Annotated in this window: 18 protein-coding genes; 8 read left to right on the top strand and 10 right to left on the bottom strand. The window is 70.9% G+C overall.

All coding sequences use genetic code 11. The features are described from left to right. Positions 1 to 116 precede the first annotated feature (116 nt). Entirely contained in the window at positions 117 to 1,946 is a 1,830-nt protein-coding gene (locus ACQP0U_RS10525; RefSeq protein WP_433317943.1) for a glycoside hydrolase family 15 protein, read from the bottom strand. A 111-nt stretch (positions 1,947 to 2,057) separates the two neighbouring features. Between ACQP0U_RS10525 and ACQP0U_RS10520 the strand changes: the two genes are divergently transcribed. Further along, on the top strand, positions 2,058 to 2,645 hold the full coding sequence (locus ACQP0U_RS10520) for a general stress protein (protein ID WP_433317941.1): 588 nt from the start codon (positions 2,058 to 2,060) through the stop codon (positions 2,643 to 2,645). A gap of 55 nt (positions 2,646 to 2,700) precedes the next feature. On the opposite strand, the gene ACQP0U_RS10515 is transcribed toward ACQP0U_RS10520, so the two are convergent. Genes ACQP0U_RS10515 through ACQP0U_RS10505 form a run of 3 tightly spaced genes read right to left on the bottom strand, consistent with a single transcriptional unit; the run spans position 2,701 to position 4,246 of the window. Beyond that, positions 2,701 to 3,027 carry a DUF6506 family protein gene (locus ACQP0U_RS10515; protein ID WP_433317939.1) on the bottom strand — a complete coding sequence of 109 codons (327 nt, stop codon included), beginning with the start codon at positions 3,025 to 3,027 and terminating at the stop codon, positions 2,701 to 2,703. A gap of 14 nt (positions 3,028 to 3,041) precedes the next feature. After that, entirely contained in the window at positions 3,042 to 3,644 is a 603-nt protein-coding gene (locus ACQP0U_RS10510) for a DUF1684 domain-containing protein (RefSeq protein WP_433317937.1), read from the bottom strand. A gap of 32 nt (positions 3,645 to 3,676) precedes the next feature. Next, positions 3,677 to 4,246: a TetR/AcrR family transcriptional regulator gene (locus ACQP0U_RS10505; protein ID WP_433317935.1), complete on the bottom strand. Its 570-nt coding sequence runs from the start codon at positions 4,244 to 4,246 to the stop codon at positions 3,677 to 3,679. A 60-nt stretch (positions 4,247 to 4,306) separates the two neighbouring features. On the opposite strand from ACQP0U_RS10505, the gene ACQP0U_RS10500 reads away from it, so the two are divergent. Further along, positions 4,307 to 4,795, top strand: coding sequence for an FBP domain-containing protein (locus tag ACQP0U_RS10500; RefSeq protein WP_433317933.1), 489 nt, complete (start codon positions 4,307 to 4,309; stop codon positions 4,793 to 4,795). Positions 4,796 to 4,798: 3 nt separating this feature from the next. On the opposite strand, the gene ACQP0U_RS10495 is transcribed toward ACQP0U_RS10500, so the two are convergent. Beyond that, the gene (locus ACQP0U_RS10495) at positions 4,799 to 5,332 is read right to left on the bottom strand and encodes a GNAT family N-acetyltransferase (RefSeq protein ID WP_433317931.1); all 534 of its coding nucleotides are present in this window, start codon (positions 5,330 to 5,332) and stop codon (positions 4,799 to 4,801) included. A gap of 149 nt (positions 5,333 to 5,481) precedes the next feature. On the opposite strand from ACQP0U_RS10495, the gene ACQP0U_RS10490 reads away from it, so the two are divergent. Together ACQP0U_RS10490 and ACQP0U_RS10485 are read left to right on the top strand one after the other, a co-directional pair. Continuing rightward, the gene (locus ACQP0U_RS10490; RefSeq protein ID WP_433317929.1) at positions 5,482 to 5,964 is read left to right on the top strand and encodes a MarR family winged helix-turn-helix transcriptional regulator; all 483 of its coding nucleotides are present in this window, start codon (positions 5,482 to 5,484) and stop codon (positions 5,962 to 5,964) included. A gap of 11 nt (positions 5,965 to 5,975) precedes the next feature. Beyond that, the gene (locus tag ACQP0U_RS10485) at positions 5,976 to 6,962 is read left to right on the top strand and encodes a pirin family protein (RefSeq protein ID WP_430501065.1); all 987 of its coding nucleotides are present in this window, start codon (positions 5,976 to 5,978) and stop codon (positions 6,960 to 6,962) included. A 65-nt stretch (positions 6,963 to 7,027) separates the two neighbouring features. On the opposite strand, the gene ACQP0U_RS10480 is transcribed toward ACQP0U_RS10485, so the two are convergent. Then, the gene (locus ACQP0U_RS10480) at positions 7,028 to 7,156 is read right to left on the bottom strand and encodes a hypothetical protein (protein WP_256441970.1); all 129 of its coding nucleotides are present in this window, start codon (positions 7,154 to 7,156) and stop codon (positions 7,028 to 7,030) included. Positions 7,157 to 7,290: 134 nt separating this feature from the next. Between ACQP0U_RS10480 and ACQP0U_RS10475 the strand changes: the two genes are divergently transcribed. Beyond that, on the top strand, positions 7,291 to 8,880 hold the full coding sequence (locus tag ACQP0U_RS10475; RefSeq protein ID WP_433317926.1) for a phospholipase D family protein: 1,590 nt from the start codon (positions 7,291 to 7,293) through the stop codon (positions 8,878 to 8,880). On the opposite strand, the gene ACQP0U_RS10470 is transcribed toward ACQP0U_RS10475, so the two are convergent. Further along, the gene (locus tag ACQP0U_RS10470) at positions 8,829 to 9,578 is read right to left on the bottom strand and encodes a hypothetical protein (protein ID WP_433317924.1); all 750 of its coding nucleotides are present in this window, start codon (positions 9,576 to 9,578) and stop codon (positions 8,829 to 8,831) included. The genes ACQP0U_RS10475 and ACQP0U_RS10470 overlap by 52 nt on opposite strands. A gap of 377 nt (positions 9,579 to 9,955) precedes the next feature. Here ACQP0U_RS10470 and ACQP0U_RS10465 point away from each other — a divergent pair, with 377 nt between their 5' ends. Next, a complete protein-coding gene (locus ACQP0U_RS10465; RefSeq protein ID WP_196922151.1) occupies positions 9,956 to 10,780 on the top strand; it encodes a SigB/SigF/SigG family RNA polymerase sigma factor in 825 nt (274 codons plus the stop codon). 106 nt (positions 10,781 to 10,886) lie between these two features. Here ACQP0U_RS10465 and ACQP0U_RS10460 read toward each other — a convergent pair whose 3' ends face one another. The 3 genes from ACQP0U_RS10460 to ACQP0U_RS10450 are packed head-to-tail and all read right to left on the bottom strand — an operon-like array spanning position 10,887 to position 13,658. Beyond that, a complete protein-coding gene (locus ACQP0U_RS10460) occupies positions 10,887 to 11,477 on the bottom strand; it encodes a GNAT family N-acetyltransferase (RefSeq protein ID WP_433317922.1) in 591 nt (196 codons plus the stop codon). Then, positions 11,474 to 12,985, bottom strand: coding sequence for an APC family permease (locus ACQP0U_RS10455; RefSeq protein ID WP_433317920.1), 1,512 nt, complete (start codon positions 12,983 to 12,985; stop codon positions 11,474 to 11,476). Before ACQP0U_RS10455 ends, ACQP0U_RS10460 begins: the two co-directional genes overlap by 4 nt. A 46-nt stretch (positions 12,986 to 13,031) precedes the next feature. Next, on the bottom strand, positions 13,032 to 13,658 hold the full coding sequence (locus ACQP0U_RS10450) for a GOLPH3/VPS74 family protein (RefSeq protein ID WP_433317918.1): 627 nt from the start codon (positions 13,656 to 13,658) through the stop codon (positions 13,032 to 13,034). A gap of 237 nt (positions 13,659 to 13,895) precedes the next feature. On the opposite strand from ACQP0U_RS10450, the gene ACQP0U_RS10445 reads away from it, so the two are divergent. Both ACQP0U_RS10445 and ACQP0U_RS10440 read left to right on the top strand, forming a co-directional pair. Continuing rightward, a complete protein-coding gene (locus tag ACQP0U_RS10445) occupies positions 13,896 to 14,666 on the top strand; it encodes a helix-turn-helix domain-containing protein (protein WP_433320752.1) in 771 nt (256 codons plus the stop codon). A gap of 41 nt (positions 14,667 to 14,707) precedes the next feature. Then, positions 14,708 to 14,908 carry a DUF397 domain-containing protein gene (locus tag ACQP0U_RS10440; protein ID WP_112678514.1) on the top strand — a complete coding sequence of 67 codons (201 nt, stop codon included), beginning with the start codon at positions 14,708 to 14,710 and terminating at the stop codon, positions 14,906 to 14,908. Positions 14,909 to 14,927 lie beyond the last annotated feature (19 nt).

Genomic DNA, 14,927 nt, shown 5'->3' with positions numbered 1-14,927 from the left:
CCCGCCGACTGGAGGAGCACCGCAGGGTGTCCCGGACATTAACGTCTTTCACTGGAGAGCGATAGAACTTCACGCCAACAGATTGAAAGTTGTCACCAGTTCCACGAAAGTCTGGCTCAGCGGCGCACCGGGGAGAAGTGCGCCGGGGGCATTCCGCACTGACGCAGCGTCGGGTCCCGCTCGACGTCGGTCAGCACGCCGGCGGCGTTGATCAGGCCGATGTGGGAGAACGCCTGGGGGAAGTTGCCCAACTGCTCACCGGTCAGTGGGTCGATCTGCTCGGCGAACAGGCCGAGGTCGTTGACCCGCTGCGCCAAACCCCGGAACAACTCGTGCGCCCGCTCCCGCTCACCGGCCAGCGCCAGGCAACACACCAGCCAGAACGAGCAGATCAGAAACCCCGCCGGGTCGCCGTCCCAGCGCCGCAGCAGGCCGTCGTGGGAGAGCCGCCGCTCCACCGCGCGGATCGTCGAGAGCATCCGCGGGTCGTCGGCCCGCAGGAATCCGACAAGCGGCATCACCAACACCGACGCGTCCAGGTCGTCGGACTCGAAACTCCCGGTGTACGACTGGAGCCGCTCGTTCCAGCCCCGCTCGTGCACCTCCGCGCGCACGGCGTCCCGGGCGGCCGCCCAGCGGGCCACGTCCTGCGGCTCGCCGAGCCTGTCACCGAAGCGGACCGCCCGGTCCAGGGCGACCCAGCACTGCACCTTCGAGGACACGTGGTGGTGCTCGATGCCACGCTCCTCCCACATGCCCGCGTCGGGCAGGGCCCAGTCCCGCGCGGCCTGGTCGGCGAGCAACCGGAGGACGTGATGCACCTCCGGGTCCAGCGGCTCCAGCTTGTCGCGCATCAGCCAGGCGGCATCCATCGCCTCGCCGAAGATGTCGGTCTGCCGCTGCTGCCACGCGTCGTTGCCGATCACCACCGGAGGGCTGTCACGGTAGCCGCCGAGCTGTTCCAGGCGGTGCTCGGTGAGGTCCCGCTCCCCCAGCACCCCGTACATGATGGGCACCGGCTTGTCGTCGATGCGGCCCATCGCCCGGCCCAGCCACGCGAACTGCCGCTGCACCTCGCTCAGGCACGCCGTGCGCCACAGCGCCCGCAGGGTGAGGCTGAAGTCGCGCACCCAGACGTAGCGGTAGTCGTAGTTGCGGTCCCCGCCGAGCTTCTCCGGCAGCGAGGTGGTCACCGAGGCCACCACCGCGCCACTGGGCCGGTACGTCATGCCCTGCACCACCAACCGGCTGCGCCGCACCTGCTCGGGGTAGAGCCCGTCGTAGTCGTGCTCGGCCGACCAGGAGCGCCAGCCGGCGACGGTGTCGGCGATGGTCTGGTCGGCGTCGGGCACCTCGGGCAGCGGCGCGTCGTAGGTCGGGGCGTACCCGAGGGTGAAGTTGAGCTTCGTGCCCGGGCGGACGGTGAACGTCCCGGTGGCCTCGCCGTCGCCGGCGGTCAACCGCACGCTGCCGCGCAGCGTGAGCCGGGCGGCCCCGGCGATGGCCTCCAGCATGTCCTCCCGCTCGATCAGGTACGCGATGGCGCGGCCGTACTCGAAGCGCGGCCGGTACTGCACCCGCATCGGCACCGAGCCGGACAGACCCTCCACCGAGCGGACCAGCACCTGCGGCGAGTGCAGGCCGATGTCGTGACCGCGCGAGCCGGGCTCGAAGGCGAGCGCGTCGGTCAACGCGACAGCCCCACTCCGGGTACGGAAGACCGTCCGCAGCACGAGGGTGTCGTCGAGGTAGCACCGTTCGACGCGGTAGTCGCCCTCGGGCTGGATCGACCAGTGCCCGGCGTTGTCGTCGAGCAGCCGCCCGAACACCGACGGGGCGTCGAACCGGCCCGGGCACCACCAGTTCACCGAGCCCGAGGCATCCACCAGCGCCGCGCTGCGGCCGTCGGCGAGGAACCCGTAGTCGCTGATCTGTCCGTTCTCCACCTGACTGGCTACCCGGGCAGTCCGCGCCCATGCCCCTCCTGCCCGTCGGCGGGCACCGCGTTACCTGTCGGCCTGGACGGGAACCCGGTGAGCTGACGAGGGAGGATGCTCATGACGTCAGCTTCGGGGCCGACCGCCGCCTGGCGGCCCGGCACACAGGGTGGCGACCTGCTTCCATCCGGGCCGGCCGGCCGCCTGTCGACACCGGCCGGGGACGGCCACGGGCCGGAGGGCAGCCCGCCGACCGTGACGATCGGCTCGTACCCGGACTATCCGACCGCGCAGCGGGTCGTCGACTATCTGGCCGACAACCGCTTTCCGGTGGAGCACAGCGCCATCGTCGGCACCAATCTCACACTTGTGGAGACGGTGCTCGGGCGAATGACCACCGGTCGAGCCGGGCTGCTCGGCGCCGGCACCGGCGCCTGGTTCGGGCTCTTCATCGGCCTGTTGTTCGGCATCTTCACCGTCGGCAACTGGCTGGCGGTGATCCTGGTCGGGCTGGTCATCGGTGCGATCTGGGGCGCGGTGTTCGGCGCGGTCGCGCACGCCATGACCGGCGGGCAGCGCGACTTCACCTCAGCCAGCTCACTGCGCGCCGGCCAGTACGCGGTGACAGTCGACGCGCAGCTCGCCGACCAGGCGCGACAGCTACTGGGTCGGATGCAGATGCCGGGACGGGCGCCCGCCGACCGCTGAGCGACGACCGACCGCCCGTCCCGGCAGCGCTCGGGGCGGGCGGCCGTTTCGTCGTTCAGCCGGGCTGGGACGGATCAGCCTCGAACAGTTCGCCGTAATGCGTAGCGCCGCGCACCGAGTCCACCGCGAACGTGACGTGCCCGACCGGCACCCGCCCGCCGACGGCCTCGGCCACCCGTGCCGCTGCCGCCAGCGCGAACCCGCCACACAGCTCGATCAGCGCGACCCCCTCGGCCAGCAGGTCCACCGCCACGGCAGGGGCCATCGCCGGGTCCGGCACGGGCACCAGGTAGGTGCGTTGGCCGTCGCGGTCCAGCACGACCCGGTCCGCAACGGGGTCGCTGCCCGGATGCTCATAGATGTACGCCCAGCTGACCGTCATCAGACGATTCCTCCTCACAAACCGTGGTCGTGGGTCGCGTACGTCTGCTCGCCGGCACGGATCTCGACCTCGACCCGGTTCTCCGGAGGCGCCAGCGGGCAGGCCCAGGGGTCGTCATAGGCACAGCTCGGGTTGTAGAGGTAGTTGCCGTCCAGCCGGACCCGGTCGCCGGGCAGCAGCTCGACGCCCCGACCGAAGGTGCCCTTCACCGTGTCGGTGAGGTACCGGCCTCCCCCGTAGCTCTCCCGCCCGCAGGTGCCGTCGCGCAGCGGAACGAACAGCCCGCCCCCGTACGCCTCGATCCACCACAGAGTCAGCGGCCCCCAGGGCGTGTCGGCGACCGCGACCCGCCGGTACGCGACAACCCCGTCCGGGCCTCCGGTGTCGATGCGCAGCTCGCCGCTGGCCGAGCGCAGGGGCGCCTCGACGACTGCTTCGGGATTGGGCGGGAAGTAGCGCACACCGGTGAAGCCCTGCCGCTCCGCCGCGGGGATCGGGCTCTGCGGGTGGGTGGCGAAGAGTTCGTCACGGCCGGCGCGGAAGCCGGCCAGGTCAACGTCGGACAGGTACAGCCGGGCGACCCGCTCCCGCCAGTCGGCCAACTCCAGATCATCCACGCCACCGAGCCTATGCCGTGCGCTGCGGCACTTCAGCGCGGCGGCCAGTTGGTGAGGACGGCGTCGAGGGCGTCCAGGGTGCGCGACCACGAGTCGTCGGTGGGGCGCGGGGTGTGCCGGAAGCCGCCGGTCTTCTCCAGGCTCACGAACCCGTGGAACGTGCTGTGCATCATCCGCACCGCGTCGGTCTGGTCGGGCTCGGAGAGCCGGTAGCCGCGCAGGATCGCCCGGGTCATCTCGGCGTGCCGGACGCCCGCGCTCGCGGCGGCGGTCTCCGGGTCGAGGTCGATCTGCATGGCGGCGTAGCGGCCCGGGTGCTCCCGCGCGTAGTCGCGGTACGCGTTGGCGAACGCCACCAGCGCGTCCTTGCCGGCCCGGCCGGCGAGCGCGGCGGCGACCCGGTCGGCCAGCTCCGCCAGCGCCAGCAGGGCGATCCTGACCCGCAGCTCGTGCGCGTTCCTGAGGTGGAAGTACAGGCTCGCGTCCTTCACCCCGAACTGACGGGCGAGCGCGGCGACTGTGACGTTCTCCACGCCCACCTCGTCGGCCAGCTCGGCGGCGGCCAGCGTCAGGCGCTCGACGGTCACCTTGGCACGTGCCATCCCGCACACTCCAAACCTAGCTGCGTTAATCGTTTGCCTAGTGGAGCTAGGCTACTACCTATGTTAGTCCTGACCGAATCCCTCATTCGCGCCTCCTTCGTCAATTGCAGCCGGGGCGAGGCGAAGCGGCTGACCGTCCCGAACGATCTGGACATGCGCCAGTGGGACGATCTCGACTTCTTCGGCTGGCGGGATCCCTCCGCGCCGCAGCGGGCCTACCTGGTCGCGGAGACCGACGGCAAGCTGGCCGGGGTGGTGCTGCGGGCCGCGACGCACCAGACGGGGCGCGTACGGCACAGCATGTGCTCGTTCTGCCTGACCACGCACCTCGGCGGCGGCGTCTCGTTGATGACCGCCCCGAAGGCCGGTCCGAGCGGACGGCAGGGCGATTCCGTGGGCACGTACCTGTGCTCCGACCTGGCCTGCTCGCTGTACCTGCGGGGAAAGAAGCACGCCGGGCCCCCCGCGCCCGAGCCTCTGCCCCTGCCGGAGAGGATCGACCGCGTCAGGACCGCCCTCGCGACGTTCCTCCGCAAGGTCACCGAGTGACGGTCAGCGGTCGGTGGCCAGGCGGGCGTGCAGGTGCTCGTCGTAGCGGCGGCCGTCGCCGTACCGGTACGACTCGCGCAGCGTTCCCTCGGCCGGGTAGCCGGCGCGGTCGGCGACCCGGCAGGACGCCGGGTTGGCCACCGCGTGACACAACTCCACCCGGTGCAGCCCGAGATCCGCGAACGCCCAGTCGGTGAGCCGGACGACGGCGCGCACCGCCACCTGACGTCCCCGTGCCGCCGGCACCGTCCAGTAGCCGATGGACGCGTCGCCGTCGTGGATGCGGTGCAGCGACACCGAGCCGAGCAGTTTGCCGTCGGCCGCCGCGGTGACCGCCATCGAGGCGTGGCCGCCGGTGGACCAGTCGGCCCGGCGGCGCACCCAGAGCAGGGCGAGCTCGTCGTCGATCGGGCCGTCGCCCTGCGGGTTCCACTGGGCGATCGCCGGGTCGCGGAGGGCGTCGCGCACCGCCGGGGCGTCCTCGTCTCGCCAGGGGCGCAGCAACAGGTCGGCGGCGGCGAGTTCCACGTGTTCCACGAGGCCGGAGTCTGGCACAACGCGCGGGCCGGGTGCCGCCGGTTTCTTCCTTAAAAGCTGCACGATTTCACCGTCATGGCACGAACAAGTGACCCAGGCAACGCTCAACAGCGTTACTTAAATTTTTAAAGAGTGCTACCGTCATGGGCATGACCAAGAGCCTGGACAGCACCCGAGAGGCCGCCTGGCGCGCCTACATCGAGGCCAGCCAGCGTCTCTACACCCAGTTGGAAGAGGACCTGCGGGTCGACAGCGACCTCAGCTTCGCCGACTACCACGTGCTGGTCCTGCTCTCCGAGGCACCCGGGCAGCGGCTACGGATGGGCGAGCTGGCCAGCCGGTTGATCTTCTCGCCCAGCCGCCTCACCTACCAGGTCTCCTCCATGCAGCGTCGTGGCCTGGTCAGCAAGGAGCCCTGCCCGGACGACAGGCGCGGCAGCGAGGCGGTGCTCACCGCCGCCGGGCTGCTCGCCCTACGGGAAGCCGCACCCCACCACCTGGCGTCGGTGCGTACCCATCTGATGGACGACCTCGACGATGCCGAGGTCGCCTGCCTCACCCGGGTCTTCGACCGGCTCGGCGAGCGCCTGCGGGCATCGCGGGTCGGCTCGACAACCCCTGCCCCACGTTAGGAGCCATCGACATGCCCGCGATCACCGTCGACAACGTTCTCGTCCTTCCCCGCCTGCCTCGACTCGACGAGGCCACCACGATCCGCCCGGTCCGTACGGTGACCACGGCGCCCAGCGGCTTCGAGGGTGAGGGCTTCCCGGTGCGCCGCGCCTTCGCCGGGGTGTCGACCACCGACCTGGACCCGTTCATCCACCTCGACCAGATGGGCGAGGTCGACTACGCGCCGGGCGAGCCCAAGGGCACCCCGTGGCACCCGCACCGCGGCTTCGAGACCGTCACCTACATCATCGACGGCGTCTTCGACCACCAGGACTCCAACGGTGGCGGCGGCACCATCACCGACGGCGACACCCAGTGGATGACGGCGGGCAGTGGCCTGTTGCACATCGAGGCGCCGCCGGAGCACCTGGTGGTGAGTGGCGGGCTCTTCCACGGCACCCAGCTCTGGGTCAACCTGCCCCGCTCGGCCAAGATGAACCCGCCCCGCTACCAGGACATCCGCGGTCGGGAGTCGGCGCTGCTCACCACGCCCGACGGTGGCGCGCTGATCCGGGTCATCGCCGGCGAGGTCGCCGGGCACCGCGGCCCGGGTTCGACCTTCACCCCGATCACCATCACGCACGTCACAGTGCAGCCGGGCGCGCAGGTCGACCTGCCCTGGCGGCCCGACTTCAACGCCCTGGTGTACGTACTGGGCGGTCGGGGCACGGTCGGCACCGACCGGCGGCCGGTGCGTACCGGACAGCTGGCGGTGCACGGCCCGGGTGACGCGCTGCGGTTCAGCGCCGACACCGCCCAGGACAGCAACACCCCGGCGCTGGACCTCTACATCATGGGCGGTCAGCCCATCCGGGAGCCGGTGGCACAGTACGGCCCGTTCGTGATGAACACCCGGGACGAGCTGCTCAAGGCATTCGAGGACTTCCAGGCCGGTCGCCTCGGGGTGATCCCCACCGAGCGGCTCCCGCACACCGGCGGCCAGGGCACCCGGCCCTGACCACTGCCAACCGCCGAGATCGGCGCCGACGCCTCCGGTTCACCCCCGGGGGCGTCGGCACCGCCTCAGGAGACCGCAAAAATCCCGGCGACGCCCAGAATTACCATCACCAACACCGCTACCAGCGCACCCCGTTCACTCTCCACCGCCGGCTCGCGGTTCTCGGTCACGGGATTCGTCGTGTCGCGGGGCATGGTGTGGCCTCCTCGGCTGTTGTCGCGTCGCTTTCGATGGCGTTGGCCAGGTCACTGGTCTGTCGGCCTGACGTGCGGACCCGCGTCGGGGGTCCTACCGTGAGGACGTTGCCGACCTCCAGGGGGGCTGGACGGTGCCATTGCAGGACTGGTTTCTCACCGCAGAGGAACGCGCCAACCCGGTCTCTGGGATACCCGTATGGACCACGGGAAACCTCGCCGAGCCGTTGATTCACGGTGCCGCGTACTTCGACCGGCTGGTCGACGAGGTCGAGACCCTGGGCCCCGGCGACCACCTGTTCTTCACCGACTGGCGGGGTGACCCGGACCAGCGGCTGCGCCCGGACGGCCCGACCGTGGCCCAACTCTTCGCGCAGGCCGCCCAACGCGGCGTGGTGGTCAAGGGCTTGATCTGGCGCTCGCACCTCGACGTCCTGGCCTACAGCGAGGCGGAGAACCGCGACCTCAGCGAGACGATCTCGGCCGCCGGCGGGGAGGTGCTGCTGGACCAACGGGTCCGGCGCGGCGGCTCGCACCATCAGAAGCTCGTGGTGCTGCGGCACCTGGGCGCGCCCGAGCGGGACGTCGCCTTCGCCGGCGGCATCGACCTGTGCCACAGCCGCCGCGATGACGCCGCCCACCACGGCGACCCGCAGCCGGTGCAGATGTCCCCCCGGTACGGAACCAATCCGCCCTGGCACGACGTGCAGCTCGCGGTGCGCGGTCCGGTGGTCGGCGCGTTGGACACCCTCTTCCGGGAACGCTGGACCGACCCGATGCCGCTGGACTCGGAGAACCCGATGGCCTACCTGCGGGATCGGCTGCGCGGGTCGGACCTGCGCCCCGACCCGCTGCCCGAGCAACCGGCCGACCCGCCGCCCTGCGGTCCGCACCAGATCCAGGTGCTGCGGACCTACCCCGCCGTCCGCCCCCGCTACTCGTTCGCACCGGACGGAGAGCGGACCGTGGCCCGCGGTTACACCAAGGCGGTACGCCGCGCCCGCCGACTCATCTACCTGGAGGATCAGTACCTCTGGTCGGCCGAGGTCGCGGACCTGTTCGCGCACGCGCTGCGGGACAACCCGGACCTGCACCTGATCGCCGTCGTCCCCCGCCACCCGGACGTGGACGGCAGGCTGGCGTTGCCGCCGAACATGGTCGGGCGCGAGCAGGCGCTGTCGCTCTGTGAGCGGGCCGCACCGGACCGGGTGCACGTGTTCGACGTGGAGAACCACGCCGGCGACCCGGTCTACGTGCACGCGAAGGTGTGCGTGATCGACGACGTCTGGGCCAGCGTGGGCAGCGACAACTTCAACCGGCGGTCCTGGACGCACGACAGCGAGTTGTCCTGCGCGGTGCTCGACGACACCGCGGACCAGCGGGAGCCCACCGACCCCGCTGGGCGTGGCGACGGCGCGCGGAGCTTCGCCCGGGACCTGCGACTGCGGCTGTGGCGCGAGCACCTGGACCGTGACCCGGACGGCGCGGACGACGCCGACCTGCTGGACCCGGCGGACGCCGTCGCGGCCGTCACGGCCGCCGCCGACGCGCTACAGCAGTGGTACGACGACGGTCAGGCGGGGGAACGGCCGCCCGGACGGCTGCGCCCGCACCGCCCCGAGCGGCTGCCGTGGTACACCCGGGCCTGGGCGCTTCCGGTGTACCGGCTGGTCTACGACCCGGACGGCAGGCCGCTGCGCGCGAGGCTGGCCGGCACCTGGTGAAGCGGTCGGGCCGGCTCCGGTGCGCCGACCGCGTGCACGCTCAGCCCGCCGGGGTAGGCGAACGACGAGCGCGGTGAGTAGTAGCCGAAGCCGATGGTCAGCGGGTTGGCCGGGCGCAGCGCGTACACCGGGTGGCCGGGCTGGAGGAACTCCACCGACTCGATCTCGAACGGGGCGACCGGCTCGGCGACGAACGGGTAGGCCGAGCTGAGCAGCTGGCCGTCGCGCCTGGTGAAGTAGCGGTGGTGCCCGCTGCTGATCACGTGCCCGGTCTCCCCCACGCGACACCGTGCCCGGAGCAACGTCGTGCCGTCGATCTCCGTCTCGGAGAGCAGGTGCTCGCCGTTCACCTCGATCCGGGTACGCCCGGCGAGCACGGGTGCGCCGCGGGCGACAGCGTACTCACGGACCCGCCGGCTGGAGGCCACGTAGTGCGTCCACCAGCCACCCGGGTTGAGGCCGCCGGGCGCGTCGACGCCCACCAGTGAGACGCCGAGGTAGGTCAGCGAGTACGCGCCGAAGCCGGAGGTCTGCGTCTCGTCGTCGACGATGTACTGGTTGAGGAAGACCTGCCGGTCCGGGCGGGGGCTGAGCCCCGGCGGGACCAGCGCGGCGACCGCGTCGGGATCGGCCGGCAGCCAGCTGAAGTAGAGGGTGCGACTGTTCACGACGAGCTGGGGAGCGGCTGGATCGAGCACGGTGCCTCCGAACCGGGTGTGTACACGCGACGCTACGGCCGGTCCCGCCAGCGGGACAACGACGGATAGTCGACACTCCTGCCGACTTGTCGGATTTCATGTTGACCAGTCGACGCGACCCGGGAGCCGATCGGCCGGACCGGTCGAACGACCGGGCAGCGGTCTGCGGCCGGAAAAGCGGGTAAGGATCTTCACAGTCACCCGAATTTCCGCGCCGCTTGCCCCTTTTGCGGTAAAACACGCCTTAAGTACATCAGCCTTTCGGCTAGATTTCGGGGAGACGATCAGGTTAAGGTGACTCCCGAACGGCCTATTCGAAGCTAAACCAAAGCGTCACGTCTTTTTCGTCAGCGGACGAGGTGCAGGGAGGACCACCCATGACCGCGCCAACGATCACCGAGCAGCCGAGCGCCGCCGTCAAGGCCACCACCAAGCTCGACCCGCGCGCTCTCACCGACAGCGCCGCCGACCTGCTCAACGCGATGGCGGCGCTGCCCGCCAACCACCCGTCGCGCGCCGCGCTGCGGGACCGGGCGATCGAGGCCTGGCTGCCGCTCGCCAACCACCTGGCCCACCGCTACAGCGGGCGTGGCGAGCCGAACGACGACCTGGCCCAGACCGCCGCGATCGGCCTGATCAAGGCCATCGACAAGTTCGACCCGTCGCGCGGTGTCGACTTCGCCGGCTACGCGATCCCCACCATCATCGGCGAGCTCAAGCGGCACTTCCGCGACCGCACCTGGGACATCCGGGTGCCCCGCCGGCTCCAGGAGCTGCGGCTGGCCATCTCCGACGCCAACAGCTCGCTCCTGCAGACCCTCGGCCGCTCGCCGACGGTCGCCGACATCGCCGCGCACCTCAAGCTCACCGAGGAAGAGGTGCTGGAGGGCCTGGAAGGCGCCCGCGCGTACAACGCGGTGTCGCTGTCCACCCCGACCGGTGACGGCGAGCGCGCCACCGAGCTGGGCGACATGCTCGGCGGCGAGGACAGCGAGTTCGAGCTGGCTGAGCTGCGGGTCGCACTCGGCCCGGCCCTGGCCACCCTCGACGAGCGCGAGCAGAAGATCCTGACGCTGCGCTTCTACGGCAACCTGACCCAGTCGCAGATCGCCGACCAGATCGGCGTCTCGCAGATGCACGTCTCGCGGCTGCTGACCCGGGCGCTGACCAAGCTGCGCGGCCAGCTCGACGGCACGTACTGATCAGTTCGCGACAGGAGGGCCGGGTCCGTGGACCCGGCCCTCCTCGCTGCGCATGTTGTCACGCATGCGTGACAGCGCGACCGCATGGTGTAGCGGTGGGGTCGGGTCAGAGGGCGACCGGCTCCCGCCACATCGGCCAGAACGGCGTGCCGTCGGGCACCCGGAACGGCTCGCCGGCCAGGTAGCCGTGCTTCGCGTACAGGTCCCGGCTGCGCGGGCTGCTCGCCTCCAGGTACGCCGGCATGCCGTTGGCGTCCAGCCAGGCGTGGTGGTGCCGCATCAGCGCGCTACCCAACCCCTGCCCCTGCCGGCCCGGCTGGGTCGCCAGGAACGCGAGGTGGTGGTGATCCGGATGCGGGTGGTTCGCCGCGAACAGCTCGTCCAGGTGCTGGAACCGGTCGGTCCACTCGCCGCAGGCGGCGGCCAGTCGGGCGTCGTAGTCGACCGGCGGCGGCGCCGGCTCGCCGACCGACGGAAACCAGACCGCGACCGAGGCCCGGTCCGCGGTGGCGTGGACCATGCCGTGCCGCATCGCGTGCCCGACCAGGATCTCGAAGTCTCCGGCCAGCACGGCCTCCCGCTTGCTCGCGTCGGGTACCAGCCAGTACGTCACCTCCAGGACGGTGAACGCCTCGGCGATCCGATTCGCCACCAGGGTGGTCTCCTCCGGCCCGAGCCGCTCGATGACCACGCTCATCGGGTCACCTCCACGACAGCCGGCGCCTCCGGCTTGACGACGGCGGCGGCGCTCGCCGCGCCGAGGCCGATCCGGGCGTACGTGTCGGGACGGTTGCTGCGCAGCAGCAGGGCCCAGCCGATGCCCAGCAGGGCAGCCACCGGGTACGCGGCGGGCAGTGCCCAGCGCAGGGGGGAGTCCGGCTCGACGCCGAGCAGGTTGGCGAAGTTCGAGACGGCCAACCAGATGATCACGAAGAGCGCGATGGTGGCCAGGCCGGGTGCGACTGCCCGCCGCCAGAGGTTCTCGCCGTCGGCGGAGCGGGCGAAGTAGGCGATCACCGCCACCGAGGTGGTGGCGATCAGCAGCAGGACGCCGAAGCCGCCGGTGGTGCCGACCCAGAAGAAGAGCTGGACCACCGGGTCCCAGCCGTTGACCGCGTACAGCAGGATGACCAGCAGGCCGAGGATGCTCTGCGCCACCGAGGCGGCCCGCGGCGCCCCGGTACGGGCCGAGGTCTGCCCGAACACCGCCGGCAGCACCCGCTCCCGACCGAGCGCGAACGTGTAGCGGGCCGTGGTGTTGTGGAACGAGATCATCGCGGCCAGCACCGAGGTCAGGAAGAGCACCTGCCCGATGGTGACCGCGGTGTCGCCGAGCTGCGCGGCGGCCAGGTTGAAGATGAGCCCGACACTCTGCTCGCCGGCCTCGGCGACGATCTGGTCCTGCCCGACGGCGACAGTCATGGTCCAGGACGACAACGCGTACAGCCCGGCGATGATCGCGACCGAGAGGTAGGTGGCCAGCGGCACCGTCCGCTTCGGGTCCTTGCTCTCCTCGCTGAAGACCACCGCCGACTCGAAGCCGACGAAGCCGAGGACGGCCAGCACCAGCACCGCGCCGACGCCCGGCACGAAGAGGTTGTCGGGCGAGAACGAGGCGAAGCTGACCTCGCCGCCGGCCGGGTTGCCGATCTGGCCCAGGTCGAAGATGAGGACCACCACGATCTCGGCGACCAGCAGCGCGGCCAGGACCATGCCGTTGAGGTCGACCCGGAGCAGGCCGAGCAGGCCGACCAACGCCCACGCCACCAGGGCCACGACGGCCCAGTGCGGGTGCCCACCGAAGAGCCGGTCGAGCACCGGCTCGGCCGCCACACCGATGGTGCCGTACAGCCCGACCTGCAGCGCGTTGTAGGCGATCAGCGCGACCCAGGCGGCGCCCACGCCGGCCGGTCGGCCGAGGCCCCGGGAGATGTAGGCGTAGAAGGCGCCGGCGTTCTCCACCCGGCGGGACATCGCCACGTAGCCCACCGAGAACAGGGCGAGCACCGCGGCGATCAGCAGGAAGGCCAGCGGGATTCCGGTCACCCCGATGACGCCGTAGCCGGTGGTGACGACGCCGGCCACCACGGTCAGCGGCGCGGCGGCGGAGAGGACGAAGAAGATCACCGAGGGGATGCCGAGACGGCCTCGGGCCAGGGCTTCGGAGACGTTGCTGGGTCGGTCGACTGTCGATGTCGGGGGCATACGACTACTCCGATTGTCGAGGGGAGGGTTGGGGGTTACCGGGGGATCAGGGGATACCGCGGAGCACGGCGGCGCCGACGGCGGCCTCGGTGTGCCCGACGAGTTCCTTGAGGGGTGCCGGCAGCGCGGGGATGAGGACGTTCAGCCGGTGGTGGGCGCGGGGGCCGGCGCTCCACAGCACCTCGCGGGTCAGCCCCGCGGCCACGACCAGACCGAGCAGCAGCGCGTCCGGCACGCCTGGCGGATCCGGCCGCTCCAGCAGTGCCCGCAGCCGGGTGGCAGGCCACGCCACCGCGTTCAGGTCGATCGGCAGGTAGCTGACAGTGGTACGCAGCAGCCGGCGACTCTCCTGGCGGCGCAGCACACCGGCGCGGGCCAGCCGCTCCCCGACCGAGGCTGTCGCGCTCTGCGCCAGGAAGCTCAGCCAGGTGCGCAATTCCCGGTGCTGGGACTCGCCTACCAACTGGTCAAGCACTGTGTGCGCCAGCGCGTCGGCGGGTGGACGCCTGTCGATGACGCTGACCTGCCCGGCCATGACCGTGATGTGTCCATAGAGGATCAGTTCGCCGAGGAGCCCACCGGCGAGCCCGAGCCCGGTCGCCGCCGGGTGCAGCTTGGCCTTTCCACGACTGTCGTTGTGTGCGATCAGGAAGAACTCGTCGGCGATGAGCAACGGTCCTCCCGCACAGGTGTGTCCACAGTGATCGCGACCGGGAAAGGATGCACCGACAGCTACTGCAACGCAACTCCCAGATTTGAAAGTTGCACTCCGTGCAGGCGCGACCTGCGGATCTTGTCGTGGCAGACTCGGACGGTGACCGCCACCCCCACCATCCGACCCGCCGCCAGCCCGACCGTTCGGCGACGCCGCATCGCACGGGAGCTCCGCCAACTCCGGGAACGCGCGGGCATGACCCTCGATGTGGCCGCCCGTCAGCTCGACATGTCGAAGAGCAACCTCTCCCGGATCGAGACCGCGCAGATCGGGATCAAACCGCGCGACGTCCGGGCCGCTCTCGCGCTGTACGAGGTCACGGGTTCGGATGCCGAAGCGCTCATCGAGATCGCCCGGGGGGCCCAGCAGCGCGGTTGGTGGCAGAACTACAGCGACGTGCTCCCCGAGTGGTTCGAGTTCTACGTCGGTCTGGAGGCCGAGGCGGCTGCGCTGCGCACGTACGAGGCCGAGTCGGTGCCCGGGCTGTTGCAGACCGAGGCGTACGCCCGGGAAATCTTCCGGCGCACCGCCGGCGAGGACGGCCTGGAGCGCAAGATCGCCGCCCGGCTGCGCCGGCAGGAGGTGCTGCGCCGCGACAACCCGGTCGACCTGTTCGTGGTGATCAATGAGGCCGTGCTCCTGCGCCCGGTCGGCGGGGCCGCGGTGATGGCCGAACAACTGGTCCACATGAGCCGGATCGCGCAACTACCCAACGTGACAATTCAGGTACTTCCGTTCGCGGCCGGCGGGCACCCGGCGATGAGCACCCCGTACGTGATCCTCAACTTCGCCGATGCCGCCGACGCCTCCGTGGTTTACCTGGATAACCTCACGATGGGGCTGGCTCTGGAGGAAGCCGATCATGTGCTCGGGTATAGCCTTCTGCACGAGGAGCTGTGCCGGATGGCGCTCGATCCGACGGCGTCGTTGACCCGTCTTGAGCATGCTTCTCGTAACTTTGCGTGACCGCTTCTGCGGCACGCCGACGCAGACGAGAGGTACCGCGGATGACGGCGTACGACCTGACCCGAGCGGACTGGCGCACCAGCACGCGCAGCAGCGGCAACGGCAACTGCGTGGAGGTCGCGACAGTCGACGGTCAGGTCGCCGTCCGGGACAGCAAGGACCGCTCCGGCCCGGTGCTCGCCTTCGGCGCAACGGCCTGGCGGGCCTTCGTGCTCGGCGTCGGCGAGGTCCGTCGCTCCTGACGCACCCGCGCCGGTGCGA

This window comes from Micromonospora sp. CA-269861, from assembly GCF_050948505.1.
Classification (GTDB): domain Bacteria; phylum Actinomycetota; class Actinomycetes; order Mycobacteriales; family Micromonosporaceae; genus Micromonospora.
The sequence above is the reverse complement of the archived record's forward strand: the minus strand, read 5'-3'. Positions and strand labels throughout refer to the sequence as shown.

Excerpts from the sequence above, each read along its gene's own strand:
- ACQP0U_RS10445 (WP_433320752.1), top strand. The coding sequence starts at position 13,896 with ATGACCCTCGATGTGGCCGCCCGTCAGCTCGACATGTCGAAGAGCAAC.
- ACQP0U_RS10465 (WP_196922151.1), top strand. The coding sequence starts at position 9,956 with ATGACCGCGCCAACGATCACCGAGCAGCCGAGCGCCGCCGTCAAGGCC.
- ACQP0U_RS10500 (WP_433317933.1), top strand. The coding sequence starts at position 4,307 with ATGTTAGTCCTGACCGAATCCCTCATTCGCGCCTCCTTCGTCAATTGC.
- ACQP0U_RS10455 (WP_433317920.1), bottom strand. The coding sequence starts at position 12,985 with ATGCCCCCGACATCGACAGTCGACCGACCCAGCAACGTCTCCGAAGCC.
- ACQP0U_RS10460 (WP_433317922.1), bottom strand. The coding sequence starts at position 11,477 with ATGAGCGTGGTCATCGAGCGGCTCGGGCCGGAGGAGACCACCCTGGTG.
- ACQP0U_RS10490 (WP_433317929.1), top strand. The coding sequence starts at position 5,482 with ATGACCAAGAGCCTGGACAGCACCCGAGAGGCCGCCTGGCGCGCCTAC.
- ACQP0U_RS10480 (WP_256441970.1), bottom strand. The coding sequence starts at position 7,156 with ATGCCCCGCGACACGACGAATCCCGTGACCGAGAACCGCGAGCCGGCG.
- ACQP0U_RS10515 (WP_433317939.1), bottom strand. The coding sequence starts at position 3,027 with ATGACGGTCAGCTGGGCGTACATCTATGAGCATCCGGGCAGCGACCCC.
- ACQP0U_RS10505 (WP_433317935.1), bottom strand. The coding sequence starts at position 4,246 with ATGGCACGTGCCAAGGTGACCGTCGAGCGCCTGACGCTGGCCGCCGCC.
- ACQP0U_RS10440 (WP_112678514.1), top strand. The coding sequence starts at position 14,708 with ATGACGGCGTACGACCTGACCCGAGCGGACTGGCGCACCAGCACGCGC.
- ACQP0U_RS10520 (WP_433317941.1), top strand. The coding sequence starts at position 2,058 with ATGACGTCAGCTTCGGGGCCGACCGCCGCCTGGCGGCCCGGCACACAG.
- ACQP0U_RS10485 (WP_430501065.1), top strand. The coding sequence starts at position 5,976 with ATGCCCGCGATCACCGTCGACAACGTTCTCGTCCTTCCCCGCCTGCCT.